The 16263-nt window shown below is 68.5% G+C and carries 15 protein-coding genes and 1 riboswitch; of the genes, 7 read left to right on the forward strand and 8 right to left on the reverse strand.

The window, feature by feature from the left end:
• Window positions 1–2: 2 nt before the first annotated feature.
• From cysD to cbiB, 3 genes are read left to right on the forward strand one after another with little or no spacing between them, the layout of a single operon-like run.
• Window positions 3–938 carry a sulfate adenylyltransferase subunit CysD gene (cysD, locus tag EDC64_RS21270; RefSeq protein WP_207916157.1) on the forward strand — a complete coding sequence of 312 codons (936 nt, stop codon included), beginning with the start codon at window positions 3–5 and terminating at the stop codon, window positions 936–938.
• Window positions 938–2842 carry a sulfate adenylyltransferase subunit CysN gene (cysN, locus tag EDC64_RS21275; RefSeq protein WP_132035277.1) on the forward strand — a complete coding sequence of 635 codons (1905 nt, stop codon included), beginning with the start codon at window positions 938–940 and terminating at the stop codon, window positions 2840–2842. Before cysD ends, cysN begins: the two co-directional genes overlap by 1 nt.
• Before the next feature lie 22 nt (window positions 2843–2864).
• A complete protein-coding gene (cbiB, locus tag EDC64_RS21280) occupies window positions 2865–3839 on the forward strand; it encodes an adenosylcobinamide-phosphate synthase CbiB (protein WP_132035280.1) in 975 nt (324 codons plus the stop codon).
• Here the strand turns inward: cbiB and EDC64_RS21285 are convergent.
• The 8 genes from EDC64_RS21285 to EDC64_RS21320 form a co-directional block, all read right to left on the reverse strand.
• Window positions 3823–5277, reverse strand: coding sequence for a cobyric acid synthase (locus EDC64_RS21285; protein ID WP_245504827.1), 1455 nt, complete (start codon window positions 5275–5277; stop codon window positions 3823–3825). The two genes, cbiB and EDC64_RS21285, sit on opposite strands and share 17 nt — an antisense overlap.
• Window positions 5278–5309: 32 nt before the next feature.
• A complete protein-coding gene (gene cobO / locus EDC64_RS21290) occupies window positions 5310–5960 on the reverse strand; it encodes a cob(I)yrinic acid a,c-diamide adenosyltransferase (RefSeq protein ID WP_132035283.1) in 651 nt (216 codons plus the stop codon).
• A complete protein-coding gene (gene cobU / locus EDC64_RS21295) occupies window positions 5957–6475 on the reverse strand; it encodes a bifunctional adenosylcobinamide kinase/adenosylcobinamide-phosphate guanylyltransferase (protein WP_132035286.1) in 519 nt (172 codons plus the stop codon). Before cobU ends, cobO begins: the two co-directional genes overlap by 4 nt.
• A 12-nt stretch (window positions 6476–6487) precedes the next feature.
• Window positions 6488–7099 carry a HupE/UreJ family protein gene (locus EDC64_RS21300; RefSeq protein ID WP_132035288.1) on the reverse strand — a complete coding sequence of 204 codons (612 nt, stop codon included), beginning with the start codon at window positions 7097–7099 and terminating at the stop codon, window positions 6488–6490.
• A gap of 51 nt (window positions 7100–7150) precedes the next feature.
• A riboswitch (cobalamin riboswitch) is annotated at window positions 7151–7344 on the reverse strand.
• 36 nt (window positions 7345–7380) lie between these two features.
• Complete coding sequence (gene waaC, locus EDC64_RS21305; RefSeq protein ID WP_132035291.1) at window positions 7381–8436, reverse strand: lipopolysaccharide heptosyltransferase I; 1056 nt, start codon at window positions 8434–8436, stop codon at window positions 7381–7383.
• Complete coding sequence (waaF, locus tag EDC64_RS21310) at window positions 8433–9455, reverse strand: lipopolysaccharide heptosyltransferase II (protein WP_132035293.1); 1023 nt, start codon at window positions 9453–9455, stop codon at window positions 8433–8435. The genes waaC and waaF overlap by 4 nt, the downstream gene beginning before the upstream one ends.
• Window positions 9456–9642: 187 nt before the next feature.
• A complete protein-coding gene (locus tag EDC64_RS21315) occupies window positions 9643–10101 on the reverse strand; it encodes a phasin (RefSeq protein ID WP_132035296.1) in 459 nt (152 codons plus the stop codon).
• Window positions 10102–10281: 180 nt separating this feature from the next.
• Window positions 10282–10809 carry a phasin family protein gene (locus EDC64_RS21320; RefSeq protein ID WP_132035299.1) on the reverse strand — a complete coding sequence of 176 codons (528 nt, stop codon included), beginning with the start codon at window positions 10807–10809 and terminating at the stop codon, window positions 10282–10284.
• A 335-nt stretch (window positions 10810–11144) separates the two neighbouring features.
• On the opposite strand from EDC64_RS21320, the gene EDC64_RS21325 reads away from it, so the two are divergent.
• The 4 genes from EDC64_RS21325 to EDC64_RS21340 all read left to right on the forward strand — a co-directional run bounded on the left by EDC64_RS21325 (window position 11145) and on the right by EDC64_RS21340 (window position 16236).
• Window positions 11145–13742 (forward strand): PAS domain-containing sensor histidine kinase, encoded by a 2598-nt coding sequence (locus EDC64_RS21325; RefSeq protein WP_132035301.1) that lies wholly within the window; start codon window positions 11145–11147, stop codon window positions 13740–13742.
• A gap of 334 nt (window positions 13743–14076) precedes the next feature.
• Complete coding sequence (locus tag EDC64_RS21330; protein WP_132035304.1) at window positions 14077–14313, forward strand: (2Fe-2S)-binding protein; 237 nt, start codon at window positions 14077–14079, stop codon at window positions 14311–14313.
• Window positions 14314–14425: 112 nt separating this feature from the next.
• Window positions 14426–14908, forward strand: coding sequence for a bacterioferritin (gene bfr / locus EDC64_RS21335; protein ID WP_132035307.1), 483 nt, complete (start codon window positions 14426–14428; stop codon window positions 14906–14908).
• Between the two features lie 269 nt (window positions 14909–15177).
• Window positions 15178–16236: an extracellular solute-binding protein gene (locus EDC64_RS21340; RefSeq protein ID WP_132035310.1), complete on the forward strand. Its 1059-nt coding sequence runs from the start codon at window positions 15178–15180 to the stop codon at window positions 16234–16236.
• The last annotated feature ends 27 nt before the right edge of the window (window positions 16237–16263 follow it).

Raw genomic sequence — 16263 nt, forward strand, 5'->3', positions numbered from 1 at the left:
CGATGGTTCAGCTTTCCCCCACCCCCACCCCGGCCCCTGCCCGGCTGTCGCATCTCCAGCGCCTCGAGGCGGAATCGATCCACATCCTGCGCGAGGTCGCCGCGGAATCGGCCAATCCCGTCATGCTGTATTCGATCGGCAAAGATTCGGCCGTCATGCTGCATCTCGCGGTGAAGGCATTCTATCCGGCCCGCCCGCCCTTCCCCCTGCTCCACATCGACACCGGCTGGAAGTTTCGCGACATGATCGCCTTCCGCGACCGCATGGCCGCGGACCTGGATTTCCGCCTGATCGTCCATACCAACAGCGCGGGCGCGGCACGCGGCATCAATCCGTTCGATCACGGCTCCTCGCTCTACACCGCGATCATGAAGACCGAAGCGTTGAAGGAGGCCTTGAGCCTGCATGGCTTCGACGCGGCGTTCGGCGGCGCCCGGCGGGACGAGGAGAAGAGCCGGGCCAAGGAACGCATCTTCTCGTTTCGCAGCGCCAGTCACGCCTGGGACCCGAAGACCCAGCGGCCGGAACTCTGGAACCTCTACAATACGCGGGTCCGGCCGGGGGAATCGATCCGCGTCTTTCCGCTCTCCAACTGGACCGAGTTGGATATCTGGCAATATATCCAGGCCGAGCGCATCCCCATCGTCCCGCTTTATTATGCGGCGGAACGGCCGGTCGTGTGGCGCGACGGCCAGATGATCATGGTCGACGATGCGCGCCTGCCTCTCTCCCCCGGTGAGGTGCCGGAGCTTCGCAAAGTGCGCTTCCGCACGCTCGGCTGCTATCCCCTCACCGCCGCCGTCGACAGCGATGCCGACACGCTGGAGGCGATCGTCGCCGAAATGCGCGTCGCCCGGACGTCGGAGCGCGCGGGCCGGCTGATCGATCACGACGAGGCGGCCTCGATGGAAAAGAAGAAGCGGGAGGGCTATTTCTGATGCGGGCCGCGCCGTCTCCGGACCTTGTCGCGTCCGACACCAAGGGCCTTCTGCGCTTTCTCACCTGCGGCAGCGTGGATGACGGAAAGTCGACCCTGATCGGCCGCCTGCTCTACGACACGAAGCTCCTGCTCGACGATCAGGTCGCCGCGCTGGCCCGCGACTCGAAGAAGTTCGGCACGGCGGGAGACGACCTCGATTTCGCGCTTCTGGTCGACGGGCTCGCGGCCGAGCGCGAGCAGGGCATCACCATCGACGTCGCCTACCGCTTCTTCGCGACCGAGAGGCGCAAATTCATCGTCGCCGACACGCCGGGCCACGAACAATATACCCGCAACATGGCGACCGGCGCCTCCAATTCCGACCTCGCCATCCTCCTCGTCGACGCGCGCCACGGCCTCCTGCCCCAGACGCGCCGGCATTCCTTCATCGTTTCGCTGCTCGGCATTCGCCACGTCGTGCTGGCTGTGAACAAGATCGATCTCGTGGACTTTTCGCAGGCCACGTTCGACGCCATCGTCGCGGACTATCGGGCCATGGCCGCCGGGCTCGGCTTCGAGACCGTCCATGCCTTACCGCTCTCCGCCCGCCACGGCGACAACGTGCTCGCGCCGAGCCCCCGCACGCCGTGGTACGATGGCCCCGGTCTGTTGCCTTATCTCGAAGAGATCGAGGTGGACCGGGCCGAAAGCGCGCCGTTCCGCATGCCGGTCCAGTGGGTGAATCGCCCCAATCTGGATTTCCGCGGCTTTTCCGGCTCGATCGTCGGCGGCCGCGTGCAGCCGGGCGACCGGATTGTGGTGGCCCGCACCGGGCATGTCTCGCGGGTGAAGTCGATCGTGACCGCCGATGGCGAACTCGCCGAAGCCGGCGCCGGACAAGCGGTCACCCTGACCCTGGAGGATGAGATCGACGTTTCGCGCGGCGACCTCCTCGCCGCTGCCGATGCGCGTCCGGAGCTTGCCGACCAGTTCGCGGCGCACGTCATCTGGATGCACGAGGACCCGCTGGCCCCCGGCCGGCCGCTCCTCCTGAAGATCGGAACGCGCACCGTGGGCGCGAGCATCAATGCCGTCCGAAACCGGATCGACATAGACAGCTTCGCCCCGCAGCCGGCCCGCAGCCTTGCCCTCAACGAGGTGGGCGAGGTGCATATCGGGCTGCGGGATGCGGTCCCGTTCGATCCCTATGCGAGCTGCCAGGGCACCGGTGCCTTCATCCTGATCGATCGCCACACCAACCAGACGGTGGGCGCCGGCATGGTGCGCGCCGGCCTGCGCCGGGCGACCAATATCCATTGGCAGGACCTGAAGGTCTCGAAGACGGCGCGCGCCGCGCTCAACCACCAGAAGCCGGTCGTGCTCTGGTTCACCGGCCTCTCCGGAGCGGGGAAGTCGACCATCGCCACCTTGGTCGAAAAGAAGCTCCATGCCGCCTCGCGGCACACTTATGTGCTCGACGGCGACAATGTCCGCCACGGGCTCAACAAGGATCTCGGCTTTACCGATGCCGACCGGGTGGAGAATATCCGGCGCGTCGCGGAGGTCGCGAAGCTGTTCGCCGATGCCGGTCTGATCGTGATCGTTTCCTTCATCTCGCCGTTCCGCACCGAGCGCGGCTTCGCCCGCGATCTGCTCGGGCCGCGCGAATTCGTCGAGATCTATGTCGACACGCCGATCGAGGTGGCCGAGGCGCGCGATGCCAAGGGGCTCTATCGCAAGGCGCGCGAAGGCCTGATCAAGAATTTCACCGGGATCGACAGCGCCTATGAGCCGCCGCTCGCGCCCGAATTGCGGCTTTCCGGCGGGACGCGGAGCGCCGAGGATCTGGCCGACGAGGTCATCGCCTATCTCGGCGAGAACGGCTATCTGGAGCGGGCCGAGGATCTGGACTGGACCATCTGAGGCCCGTTCGGGGGGTGATTGCGTGCCTTTCCTTCCTGTGGCGGCGCTCGCGCTTCTGATCGAGGCGGCCGTTGGCTATCCCGCCCGCCTGCTGCCGCGCATCGGCCATCCGGTCATCTGGATCGGACGCCTCATCGCGGCTCTCGACGACCGGCTCAATCGGCCGGATCGTTCGTTTGCGGCGCGGCGCGTCCGCGGCATCGCCGCCCTCCTCGTCATCCTCGCCGCGGCGGCCCTTCCCTGCGCGCTGCTCCAGCATGTCCTGCTCGCGCTGCCGCTCGGGCTGATCGGGCTTGCCATCCTCGCCTCTTCGCTCCTGGCGCAGCGCTCGCTTCATGCCCATGTCGCCGCGGTGGCGCAGGCGCTGGAGGATGAGGGTCTCGCGGCGGGACGGGCCGCGGTCTCGCAGATCGTCGGACGCGATCCGGCCCAGCTCGACGTCGCCGGCGTGTCGCGCGCGGCGATCGAGAGCCTCGCGGAGAATTTTTCAGACGGCATCGTGGCGCCGGCTTTCTGGCTCGCCATCGGCGGTCTGCCGGGAGCGGCCGCCTATAAGGCGGTCAATACCGCCGACAGCATGATCGGCCATAAGACGCCGCGCCACCAGGCGTTCGGCTGGGCCGCGGCGCGCCTGGACGATCTCGTCAATCTTCCCGCCTCGCGCCTGTCGGGCCTGCTCCTGGTCGCGGCGGCGCGCACGCAGCCCGGCGCCTCGGCGGCGGGGGCGTGGCGCGCCATGCGGCGCGATGCGCCGCGGCACCGGTCGCCCAATGCGGGCTGGCCGGAGGCGGCCATGGCCGGCGCCCTGGGTATCGCAATCGCGGGACCGCGGTCTTACGGAGGCGTGCCGGTCGATGCCGCCTTCATGGGGGACGGACGGCGCGAGATCGGGCCGGCCGACATCAGGGCGGCGCTGCGGCTCTACCGCCGCGCCGATGCCCTGCTCGTCGGCGCGCTCTCGCTCGGCGCGCTGGCAACGCTCATCGCGCCAGGCTGAGGAGCCGGTCCAGGTCGATAGAAGCGGCGAGATGGGCCGCCAAAGCGTCCAACGTCGCCTCGATCTGGGCGTCATAGCCGATCTGCGACGGCCCGGCGCCGAGCTGCGCCAGCCAGGCCGCCCGCTGGGCATCGTCGGCGAACAGGCCGTGGACATAGCTGCCGGCGATCCGGCCGGAGGCGGAGACCGCGCCGTCGGCGCGCCCGTCGGCGAGCCGGGCGAAGGGGCGCGCCGCATCGGGGCCGGCGGTCTCGCCCATATGCATCTCGTAACCGCGGAAGGGCGCGTCCAGCCAGGAGCGCCCGGTCACCTCGGTCAGTGTCTTGCCCGCCGTCAGTATGGTCGCGACGTCGAGCAGGCCGAGCCCGCGCGTCGTGCCGGGCGGTCCTTCGACGCCGTCGGGATCGGCGATGCGCGTGCCGAGAATCTGATAGCCTCCGCACAGGCCCATCACCCGTCCGCCTCGCCGGGCGAAGGCGATGATGTCGTGATGGAGGCCGCCGGCCCGCAGCGCGTCGAGATCGGCCCGCGTCGCCTTCGAGCCGACCAGCAGGACGAGGTCGGCGTCCGGCGGAAGGGTATCGCGCGGGCTCAGCCGGCATATGTCGAGAGCCGGCTCGGCATCCAGCGGATCGAGGTCGTCGAAATTCGATACATGGGGCAGGATCGGGACGCAGATCAGCCGCCGCGCGCCCTCTTTTCGCGGCCGGAGGGCATCGAGCGCGAGCGAATCCTCGGCCGGCAGCAGAGAAGCCTGGGCAAAGTGTGGCACGAGGCCGAGCGGCGCCCATCCGGTGCGCGTCGCGATCTGCCGCATGCCTTCGTCGAAAAGTTTAATATCCCCATGCATCCTATTGATAATGAATCCGCAAACCTGCCGTTCATCCTCTGGATCAAGAACCGCTTTGGTCCCGACGAGGCTGGCGATGACGCCGCCGCGATGGATGTCGCCGATGATCGCCACGGGCACGTTTGCTGCGCGGGCGAAGCCCATATTGGCGATGTCGTTGGCCCGCAGATTGATCTCCGAGGCGCTCCCCGCCCCCTCCACCAGGACCAGATCGCACGCACTGCTGAGCCGGCTAAAACTCTCCAGGACAAACGGCAGAAGATCCCGCTTCATCGCCTGATACGCGGCCGCCCGGGCCGCGCCGAAGACGCGCCCCTGGACCACGATCTGGGCGCCGGCGGTGCCCTGCGGCTTCAGCAAAACCGGGTTCATGTCGACTTGCGGCGCACAGCGCGCGGCGCGCGCCTGGAGCGCCTGGGCGCGGCCGATCTCGCCGCCATCCGCGGTCACGGCGGCATTGTTCGACATGTTCTGCGGCTTGAACGGCCGCACCCGGAGGCCGCGATCGGTGAAGGCGCGGCACAGGCCGGCGACGAGGAGCGACTTGCCGACGTCCGAGCCGGTGCCTTGAAACATCAGCGCGACCATATCGGCTCCCGGCTCAATCTCGGCGCGAAGGGTCAGAATTCGATGCCGGCCTGCGCCTTCACGCCGGCGGCGAAATGGTGCTTCACCAGCGCCATTTCGGTCACGAGGTCGGCCACCGCCAGAAGATCCGGCTTGGCGTTGCGCCCGGTGACCACGACATGGAGGTCGGGCCGGCGGTCGCGCAGCACCGCCACCACGTCGGCGAGGTCGAGATAGCCGTAGCGCAGCGCGATGTTGAGTTCGTCGAGGATCAGCAGAGACAGGCGGGGATCGGCCATCATCGCGCGGGCCTGGGCGAAGGCGCGGGCGGCGGCCGCCTTGTCGCGGGCGATGTCCTGGGTCTCCCAGGTGAAGCCCTCGCCCATCGCGTGCCAGTCCACCCGGTCGCCGAACGCCTGGAAGGCCTCCCGCTCCCCGGTCTGCCACGCCCCCTTGATGAACTGAACCACCCCCACGCGCCCGCCGCGCCCGAGCATGCGCAAAGCGAGGCCGAACGCGGCCGTGCTCTTGCCCTTGCCGGGCCCGGTATGGACGATGAGCAGCCCCTTCTCGCGGGTCTTCTCGGCGACCTCGGCGTCCTGGACGGCCTTGCGCTTGGCCATCTTCGCCTTGTGCCGCGCGGCCTCGTCGTCGGGTGCGCCCAAGGCGATCTTGCCGGGGTCTTCGCCGCTCGCGTCGCTCATGCCACGTCCTTTACCGTGAGAGGAAGGCCGGCCACCACCAGGATCACCCGGTCGGCGCGCGCCGCGACGGCCTGATTGAGGCGGCCGGCGCAGTCGCGAAACCGGCGCGCGAGCGCATTGTCCGGCACGATGCCGAAGCCGACTTCGTTGGCGACCAGCACCAGGTCCGCGGCGCGGGGGCGAAGAGCCGCCAGCAAAGCGGCCTCTTCCCGGGCGAGGTCGTGGTCCGCGAGCATATGGTTGGTCAGCCACAATGTCAGGCAATCGACCAGAACCGGCTGCGCGGACGGCAGGTCGGCGAGCAGAGCGGCGACGTCGAACGGGCAGTCGTGGGTCTGCCAGCGCACATCGCGCCGCGCGCGGTGGATGTCGATCCGCGTGGTCATTTCGGCATCGAACGCCTGCGCCGTCGCGACATAAGCGAGCGGCCCCGGGGATTGCTCCACCAGGGCCTCGGCATGGCGGCTCTTGCCCGAGCGGGCGCCGCCCAGGATCAGAATGATCCGGCCGGTCACGGCCGGTCTCCGCTAGCCGGGCAGGATCTGGCCGGCCAAAACGGCGATGCCGATCCCGGCGACCGCCGCGCCGGCGAGCCGCGCATTCAGCGGTGCGATCGCAAGACCGCGGGCCGCCAGGGCGACGCCGACCGCGATGGCGCTCTGGATCACGAACAGGCCGGCGAGATAGGCGACGAGCGGCGTCGCCTCGGCGCCGAAGATCGACTCACCATAGGCATAGCCATGGAACAGCCCGGCCACCGCGAACAGGCCGGCCCAGACCGGCGTGCCGAGCGCCGCGCCGCGCGCCAGCAGCACGCCGATCAGCAGAACCGAAGCGGCGACCAGAAGTTCGGCGCCCGGAAGCGAAACGCCGGCGACATGGGCGAGCACGCCCACCATGGAGGCGCCGACAAAGGCCACCGGCAGCGCGAGGCTGAGGCCATAGGCGCCGGCCACCAGGCCGGCCGCCACGATGAAGGCCAGATGATCGAGGCCGATCACGGGATGGCCGAGCCCGGACAGGAGGCCCTGGGAGAAAGTCCCCGGCAGCTCGCCGTCCATCATGTGGTGCGCATGGGCCGGTGCGGCGAGCGCGGCGAGCGACAGCAAAGCGAGGGCGACACTGCGAGACCGGATCATCTTGGACTCCCTGCCCTCCCACCGAGGGCCGATTGGACTGCCCGCACGGCGGCGGGGTGGCGATCTTCGGCAGGTCTCCTGGCTCGCGGTTCGTCGCCTCTCCCCGCCTTCCCGGAGCTGGGCTCCAGTGGCGCACCGGGGAACGCTCACCGCCGACAGTTGCGGGGGCAGCTGCGGCATGGGGACGGATCCCGCACCGCATTCCCTTTTCATTCCCGAAGGAAACCGACGACTCTGCCGACTATAGAGGCGCGCGCGTGCACTGCAACGGTCGCGATGGATCAGCGCGTCGCCGGCGCCGCGTTTCTTTGGGTGCGATCGGCATGGCCGAAGCGCAGCACGTTGAGCGCCCGCCACGCGGCGCGGGCGGCGTGATCGACCATGCAGGGTGGGCCTTCAAGGGTGTGCGGGGCGATCTTGCAATGCGCCGATTCGCACGGCGCACAGGGGCGGAACGCCCGCAGCTCGAGCGCCTTGGGGCCATAGAGGCCGGTCAGCCGCGCGTCCGTCGGTCCGTAGAGGCCGAGCGTCGGCACGCCGAGCGCGGCCGCGAGGTGCCCCAGCCCGGAATCCACGGTCACCACGCCCTGCGCCCCCGCCAGAATCGGCGCCAGCCGGTCGAGCGGCAAAGGCGGCAGGATCTCCACCTCCGGCAGATCGCGGGCGATCGCCTGGGCGCGGTGCGTCTCGGCCTCGCCGAGCGCGAAGACGCGAACCGCCAGGCCTTCGGACGCGGCGATCTGGGCGAGTTCGCGCCAGCGCAGCACGGTCCAGGTCTTGGTGCTCCAGGTGGTGCCGTGCAGCAGCACCAGATAGGGCGTGCCCGGCTCGGCCGGCGGCACGCCGAGCGCGCGTTGGGGCGCGAGGTCTGGCAAGGCATAGCCGAGCGCCGCGGCGAACAGCCGGCGGATCCGCACCGCCATGTGCTCCACTTCGGGAATCGCGTAGCGCCGGCCATATGCGAGACTCGCCACCCCCTCGCGCGCGCTGCCCCAGGCGAAGCCGTGGCGGCGGCCGCGGGCCAGGGTCGCGATCAAGGCACTCTTCATCAGGCCCTGCGCATCGAGGATCGCATCATACCGTTCCGCGGCCAGAGCGGCGCGCACCGCCCGGCCCTCCTGCGAGCGCCAGGCCGCGAGCGGATTGCCGCGCAGCCGCCGAAGCGGCACCGGGATGGCGCGCCGCACCGCCGGATGAAGCTGCACCAGAGGCACGAGCGATTCCTCCACGGCCCAGTCGACCACCAGGCCCGGAATCGCGCGCGCGGCGTCGCTCAGCGCGGGAAACGTATGGACCACGTCTCCCAGCGAAGAGAGTTTGACGATGAGAACCTTCATCCCCGGACCCGCACCGCCGCGGCCAACACCTCAGCCGGCTGGATCGCCTCGAAGCAGGCAAGGGTCTTCAACGGGCATTCGCGCTTGAAGCAGGGCCGGCAGGGCAGATCGTGTGACACGACCGAGGAGCGCGGCCCGGTCGGTGGCGTCAGCTTTTCCGAACTGGAGCCATAGAGCACCACCAGCGGGCGATCGAGCGCGCCGGCAACGTGCATCAGACCGGAATCGTTCGACACGACGACATCCGCCGCCGCGAGAATGGCGGCCGCGTCGAGGAGGCTGGTGCGTCCGACGAGATTGTCGACCGGCGTGCCGGCCAGTCGCACGATCTCCTCCGCGATCGGCGCGTCCTTCGGCCCGCCGAGCACCCGGATCCGGTAGCCCGCCGCTTGCGCAAGGTTCGCGAGGCGGGCGAACTTGGCGGCCGGCCAGCGTTTGGCAGGGCCATATTCCGCGCCGGGACACAGCGCCATGATCGCGCCGCTGCCGGCGAGCGGAAAGCGGGAGGCCGCCGCCTCGGCGGCGCCGTCGGGCAGATGCAGCACCGGCCGCGGCGCCTTCATCTGGTCGCCGCGCGGTGCGCCGAGCGCGACGAATCGGTCGATGGTGCGGGCGGTCTTGCGGTCGCGATCCTCCCGGGCCTCGGTGAGGAGAAGGCTGCGCCCCTCGGCGGCATAGCCGATGCGCTCGGGGATCCCCGCGGCGAACGGCACAATGGCCGCCTTGAAGGCGCGTGGCAGGATGATGGCCTTGCCATATCCCTCCTCGCGCAGCGCCCGGCCGGCGCGCCAGCGGGCCACGAGGCCGAACTCGCCATGGCCGAGACCGAGGGGAATGGTTCGCCGCACCCCGCGGATCAACCGGGCGATGGGAAGGGCGGAGGGTGGCGCGATGACGTCGATGGGCCGTCCCGGTTCCCGAACGCGCAGGCTTTCGATCAAGCTTCCCGCCATCACCATGTCGCCGACCCAGGACGGGCCGACGACGAGAATCGGAGAAACCGAACCAAAGGCGCGCATAAGGGGCTCGTGGCACCGACTGTCGCCCAGCCTCAGCCCGGCGGGCGCGGCTTTTGAGGATGCGACATAGGCCGGGGTCTTCGCAAGACCGGGGGGCGGCGTCAAGGCGCGAATGGATGCTGCGCCGCAAACGAAAGAAGCGTCGGGGACGACCCGACGCTTCGACGAAATCAGGGCAATCCGCGGATCAGGCGGCGGTGCGGAAGGTCTTCTCGACCGACGACTTGATCGGTTCGGAGGTGTCGGTCGCGATCTTCTGGGCGAGGCTGGACAGCTCCTTGGCCTGGGCCTGGAGGCTCTCATATTGCTGGCGCAGATGGGCGGTGGACAGTTCGACCGCCTCGGAAGGACTCTTCGCCGTCAGCACGGAGGCGAAGAAGTCGAACGCCGAATTCATGTTGGTGCGCAGGATTTCCAGCGACTTTACATTGTACTCGGCGACACCCTTGGCCGACGTCGAGAACGTATCTTCGAACATGTCGGTGGTCTGCTCGGCCGCCGTCTTGAACTTCTCGTAATTGCCGCGAGCGGTCTGGACGCTCTTCTCCGCCATATCGCGGAACGGAGCGGGAACTTCGAATTTCGAGAAGGCGCTGCTGGCAGCGGCCATCTGATCCTGGAACGCCTTGGCAAAGGTTTCGTTCATGATGTCCTCGGTGCGCTGTTGGCAGGTTGATGCGCAATGGGCTGGCAGTGTCCCAACGACGCTCCGGCTGCGACCGCACCCGGCCCCCGTGATCCACAATCCCTCAAACATCATAACCCACAGAAGAGTGCGGCACAAAAGAAAATTTTGCGCCGCACAATCGGCGGACCGTGGGCAGGCTCAATAGGTCTGGTTGGGGTCCGACGGCTTGCTGGCGTCCATCGCCTTGCCGGCGGCACTCTGCATGTCCTCGGCCACCGACTTGGCATGGGCCGTGGCGGCCGCGCCGAGGGCCTGCACCCGCTCGGACAAGGCGCGGGCATGCTCGTCAAGCGAGCGGACGGTGGATTCGCCGAGCGTGCGGGCATCGCTGCCGAGCGCCGCTGCCTGGCTCGCCACCGCCTGAACCTGCTCGGTCACGAAGGCGGTCTGGAGACTGAGCACTTCCTGCGGCGAGCGGGCCTGCACCAGCTTGGTGAGAAACTCGAAGCTCGCATTCACGTTCGCCTCGACCAAGCCGAGGGTTTTCTGGCGCAGTTCCTTCATTCCGGAGCGCACCTCTTCCATGCGCCCTTCGGAGTCCCCGACCGCGCTGCGGGCGGTGTCGAACATGGTGTCGAACGCCTGCCGTGCCTGCGCGACATTCTTCTCGGCAATGGCCCGCAGTTCCGCGGGCAGCTCGAAGTCCGGACCGAACTTTCCTGTCATCGTCGTCACTCCTCGGGCGTTGGGGCTTGCCAGCACCGGCCGCTCCCTGGCGATCTTAGATGCGGTTTTGCCGCGATGGAATTCCTTAATCGCTGCGAGAGCCTGCCTTATCGGTCTGCGCTCAAGGGGTTAGGTCGTGTCGCACAAGCGCGTTCCGGCTCCCGCGTTCAAAACGGGCATTCTGCGGCCCGCAACCCTACGTATGCCGTCACAATAAAACAGGCCTGCGACGAACGCCGTGCAAGGCGGGCTGTTAATCTTTAAATGTCACCTTGAGATGCGGTTCCGAGCGGCTTTGGCCGCAATGCCCTTTCGGGCGTTTCACGTGCGAGGTCATGAGCGAGCATACCTCCCGCCTGCTGTCCCTGAACGAGCCGGCCTTCGCAGCGCTGCGCCGGGCGGAGTACGCGTCTTTTCTCGTCTCCATGCCGGACGCCAAGGTGGTCGCCGCGACCCCGCCTTGTGCCGGCCTCGGCGTGATCGAAGGGGCGAGCGCGCCGATGGGCGCGAAGATCGTCGCCCGCACCGTGGCGGCGGCGGCGAGCCCGACCGCGCGCCTCGAACGCGTCCGGCTCCCGACCGGCTTCGTGCCGGTCGTCTTTTCCTGCACCACCATGTCTTCCGCCCTCGGCCGGCTGGTCCTGTTCGCCGATCCCCGCGCCCTCGCACCGACCACACCGACGCCCCTGGATCCCGGCGGCCCGCAGCCCGGACCCCGCCGGGACGCCGCGCGCCCGCTTCGCTTCACCTGGGAGGCCGACGCGCAGGGCCGCCTCTGTGCCCTCTCGCCCGCCTTCGTCGACGCGCTGGCGCCCCGCCTCTCCGCGTGGAGGGGACGCACCTTCGCCGATCTCGCCGCCGACGGCGTGCTGCGCGACGTGGCGCCGGTCGTCGACCTCATGGCGGCCGGGGCGAGCTTTTCCAATGCGGTGCTCTGGACCGGCGGGGCGGCGGCGCGCCGGATCGAAATCGGCGGCGTCCCGTTGTTCGACGGTGCCAAACGCCGCATCGGCATACGCGGGTTCGGCCTGATCTGGGACGCCTCCCCCGAGGCGGCCGAACCGGAAGCGGCCCGGAACGTCGTGCCGCTGCGCGGCGGGACCCTTTCCCCGCGCGAGCGGTCCGCTTTTCACGAGATCGCCCGCACTTTGACCGACGCGATCGACGGATGGCCCAAGCCGGCCGCGCCGCCCGCTCCCCCGGTTTCGCCCGCCCCGGTCTCCCCGCCCGCACCCGTCTTTCACGCGCCGCCCAATGCCGCGATCGTTTCAGACTCTCCAGACGCCAGGGTCCGGGCCTCGACGGCGCCGCCCCCCGAAACGCCCGGTCACGAGACGCCGCGCGCACCCGAGGCGAGCCCGACCCTGTCCCCCATGGCCGAGGCGGAGCCGCCCGCCGACGCGCCCTCTCCGCCCGCCCCCGATCCGGACGGCACTGCCGCCCCGCCGCCCGCCGCCCGCCCCGCGCCGACGATCCTGCCCGCGGCCCGCGTGCCGCTGGACGAGACGCTGCTCGACACGCTGCCCTTCGGCCTCGCCGTCGAGCAGGGCGGCGATCTGGTTCACGTCAATGCCACGCTTCTGGCCTGGGCCGGCACAGGCGACAGGTCCGCCTTCGCCGCCACGGGGGGCCTTGGGGCCCGGCTCGTGCCCGCGGCGCAGGGGCGCGGGCGGTTCGAGATGGACGGGGTGGACGGGGCGCGTCTGCCGGTCGAGGTGCGGGTGATGTCCGTGCCCTGGCGGGGCGAGACGGCACGGCTCACCGTCGTGCGCCGGATCGAGGATGCCCCCCCGTCCATTCCCCCGGCCGATGTCGGCGCCGAGCGCGCGCTGGCGAGATCACAGGCGTTAGATGTCGTTCCTTACGCCGTGTTCGTGCTGGATCAAGCGGGTTCCATCGATGAATTAAACCGTGCTGCCGCCGATCTCAGCGGGTTCGCCCGCGACGAACTGCGCGGCGAACCCTTCGCCCTGCTGTTCTCCAGCGCCAGCCAGAGCGCCGCCGTGGGCCTCCTCGACGCCGCCGCCGCCGCCCCCGAGGGCAGCCCCCCCGGCCAGGCCAGCGTCACGCTGCGCCACCGAATCGGTCGGGAGACCCCGATGGAGGCGGTCCTTGCGCGAGCGACGGAGATGCCGCCCCGCTTCTGCCTGATCCTACGGCCGCCTTCCGCCGCCGAGACCGCGCAGCGCGACGCGCCGGCGGTCCCAGCCGCTGCTTCGGTCCTGATGTCCTGGGCGCCCCCCCACGATCCCGCCACGCCGGTCGAACCCTTCGTGCGGCGCATGTCGCACGCCGTGCGGGTGCCACTCACCAGCATCCTCGGTTTCGTCGAAGCCGTTCGTGCCTCGACCTTCGGACCGGTCGGCAACAGCCGCTATGCGAAGCAGGCGGAGGCGGCGGCGCTCGCGGGGCAACATTTGCTTGCAAGCCTCGCGGACATCGAGCACCTGCTTCCAGTCTCCACCGAGGATGGCCGGGAAGCCGTCGACATCAATGCGGTGCTCGATGCGGCGATCGACCATATCATCCCGAGCGCCCGCCGCCGCCGCATCCTCATCCGGCAGGATTGCGAAACGGGCCTCGACACTTGGTTCGACCCCGAAGCGCTCGCCCGCGCCCTTCGCCTGCTCTTGGAAGAAGCGGTGCGCGCCACCCCCTCGGGCGGGCAGGTGATCGTTTCCGCGCGCCGTCGCAAGGCGGATCCGGGCGTCGTCGTGATGATCCGCGACGGCGGCGCCGGCCTCACCGAGGAAGAGATCGCCCAGGCGCTCTCACCATTCAGGGCGGCGGGCACGTCGGACCGCTTCACCAGTGCGGGGCTGCCCTTCCGGATGGCGCGGATCGCCGCCGTCATGCGGGCCAATGGCGGCGAGCTTCGTCTGCGCCGCGGGGTGGAGAGCGGCTTGCTGTGCGAGATCCACCTTCCCGCCTGAGGTCCGCCTCCCCACAGGAGATGTCGTTTCGCTCCGATGTCCTGATCGGCGGAATCGGACGCGACATCTGCGGCATGCGGCGGTGGGGAGCGGTTCACAGAATAGAATGATTAGAATCTACGGCGTGATTTCTTCACATTTGGTGGTCTTGGCACCATGTCGCATCTGACCGGGATTGACGCGAGGCCCGGCAGTTTGCGAAAACTATCAAGGAAACAATGATTTAGAAGAAATCTAAACTGCAAGTATGTCGGGTTTCGAAGCTGGCCCCATCATTTCTTGAAGCAACCGCCGACCAACGAACGCCAACCGAGCCGAACGCGAAGTCAGCCAGATGATTGTCTGCTCCTGCAATGTCTTTTCGGATCATCAGGTTCGCGACGCCCTCGCGACGTCCTCCGGCGTGCGGTCTCCCGGCGAGGTGTATCGCTGCCTCGGCTGCTCGCCGCAATGCGGGCGCTGCGCGCGCACCATTCGCGCGATCATGGATCAGGTTCACGGCTCCTGCGCCGCCTGCCCCGCAGAGTGCCCTGCGGCTTCCTTGACTGCAAAGCTGATCGCGGCGGAGTGAGCCGGAGGTGGGGCGGACCTTTTGGCGAGATGTTGCAATGAGTTTAGAATTCCTCTAAGTCTTATTCGAGGGTAGCGGGGCGCCCCTGCGGCGCAGGGCAAGGAGCGGAAGCATGAAGGGCGATACCAAGGTCATCGAATATCTCAATCGGGGCCTTCGGTCCGAGCTGACGGCGATCAACCAGTATTGGCTGCATTACCGCATGCTCGACAATTGGGGATTCAAGGCCCTGGCAAAGAAGTGGCGCGCGGAATCGATCGAGGAGATGGTGCACGCCGACAAATTCGTCGACCGCATCCTGTTCCTCGACGGTTTTCCGAACATGCAGGTCCTCGAACCGCTGCGCATCGGCCAGGACGTGAAGGAAATCCTCGAAGCCGATCTGGCCGCCGAGGAAGGCGCACGCGCGCTGTATCAGGAAGCCGCCGCCTATTGCCACTCCGTCAAGGACTTCCCGAGCCGCGACCTGTTCGAGGAGCTGATGACGGACGAGGAAGGCCATATCGACTTCCTCGAGACGCAGCTCGATCTGGTGGCCCGTATCGGCGTCCAGCTCTACGCGCAGCACCATATCGGCGAACTCGAATCCGACTGAGCTTCCGGCGCGCCTTCGCACGAGGCGCGATCTGCGGACGTTCAAGCCCGTCCTGCACCGCCGCGGTCCGAAAGGATCGCGGCGGATTGCGTTGAAGACCATGTCGCGACAGCAAGACATCTGCATCGACGCGCCAAGAATTAGTTTAGATTTCCTCTAACCTTTTACGATCACTTGCTCTTTCATTGACGCAGCAGGCCGCGTGACGTTAGGCGATGGTCCATCAGCAAGGCGATGCGCGCGCGCCGCCTTAGCGGGAGGAGGAAGCCATGTCCGGGACATCGCCCACAATATCCCTGGTGCGCCGCACCCTTTGCGGCGCTCTCGCGGCCGTATCGCTCGCCGCTCTTGGGCTCGCCGCTGGCCCGGCGGCCGCCGAAGAGGTCGTGAACGTCTATACCACCCGCGAACCCGCGCTCGCCGCCCCGCTCTTCGAGGCCTTCACCAAGGCGACCGGCGTGCGCGTGCACAGCGTGTTCGTCAAGGACGGCCTCGCCGAGCGCGTCAAGGCCGAAGGCGCCGCCTCTCCCGCCGACGTGCTGATGACGGTCGACGTCGGCAATCTGCTTGATGTGGTCGATGCCGGCGTGACCCAGCCGGTGGAGACCCCGGTCCTCACCGCAGCCGTACCCGCCAATCTGCGCGACCCGCAGGGCAATTGGTACGCTCTGTCGCTGCGCGCACGTCTGGTCTATGCGGCCAAGGACGCGAAGCTCACCGGGATCCATTACGAGGATCTCGCCGACCCGAAATACAAAGGCAAAATCTGCATCCGCTCGGGGCAGCACCCCTATAATGTCGCCCTCACAGCGGCCTATCTCGTCCATCACGGCGAGGCCAAGACCGAAGCCTGGCTGCGCGGCGTCAAGGCGAACCTCGCCCGCAAGGCGACCGGCGGCGACCGCGAGGGCGCCCGGGACATCGTCGGCGGGATCTGCGAGCTGGCGATCGGCAATTCCTATTATGTCGGGTTGATGCGCTCCGGCAAAGGCGGCCCGGAGCAGCAGAAGTGGGGCGACGGGATTGCCGTGCTCCTGCCGACCTTCGAGGGCGGCGGCACGCACGTCAACGTCTCCGGCGCGGCGGTGGCCAAGAACGCCCCCAACAAGTCGAATGCCGTCAAGCTTCTGGAGTTTGCGGTCTCGCCCGAAATGCAGGCGATCTATGCCAAGGCGAATTTCGAATATCCGGTCCTCAAGGGCGCCGCGATCGATCCCGTCATCGCCGCCCTCGGCCCGCTGACCGTCGATCCGATCTCTCTGGTCGACATCGCCAAGGCGCGCAAGAAGGCCAGCGAGCTGATCGACAAGGTCGGCTTCGACAGCTGAGCCGCGGGTGCCGCCGCACATCATCTC

The sequence above is a fragment of the Aquabacter spiritensis genome, assembly GCF_004346185.1.
Lineage (GTDB): Bacteria > Pseudomonadota > Alphaproteobacteria > Rhizobiales > Xanthobacteraceae > Aquabacter > Aquabacter spiritensis.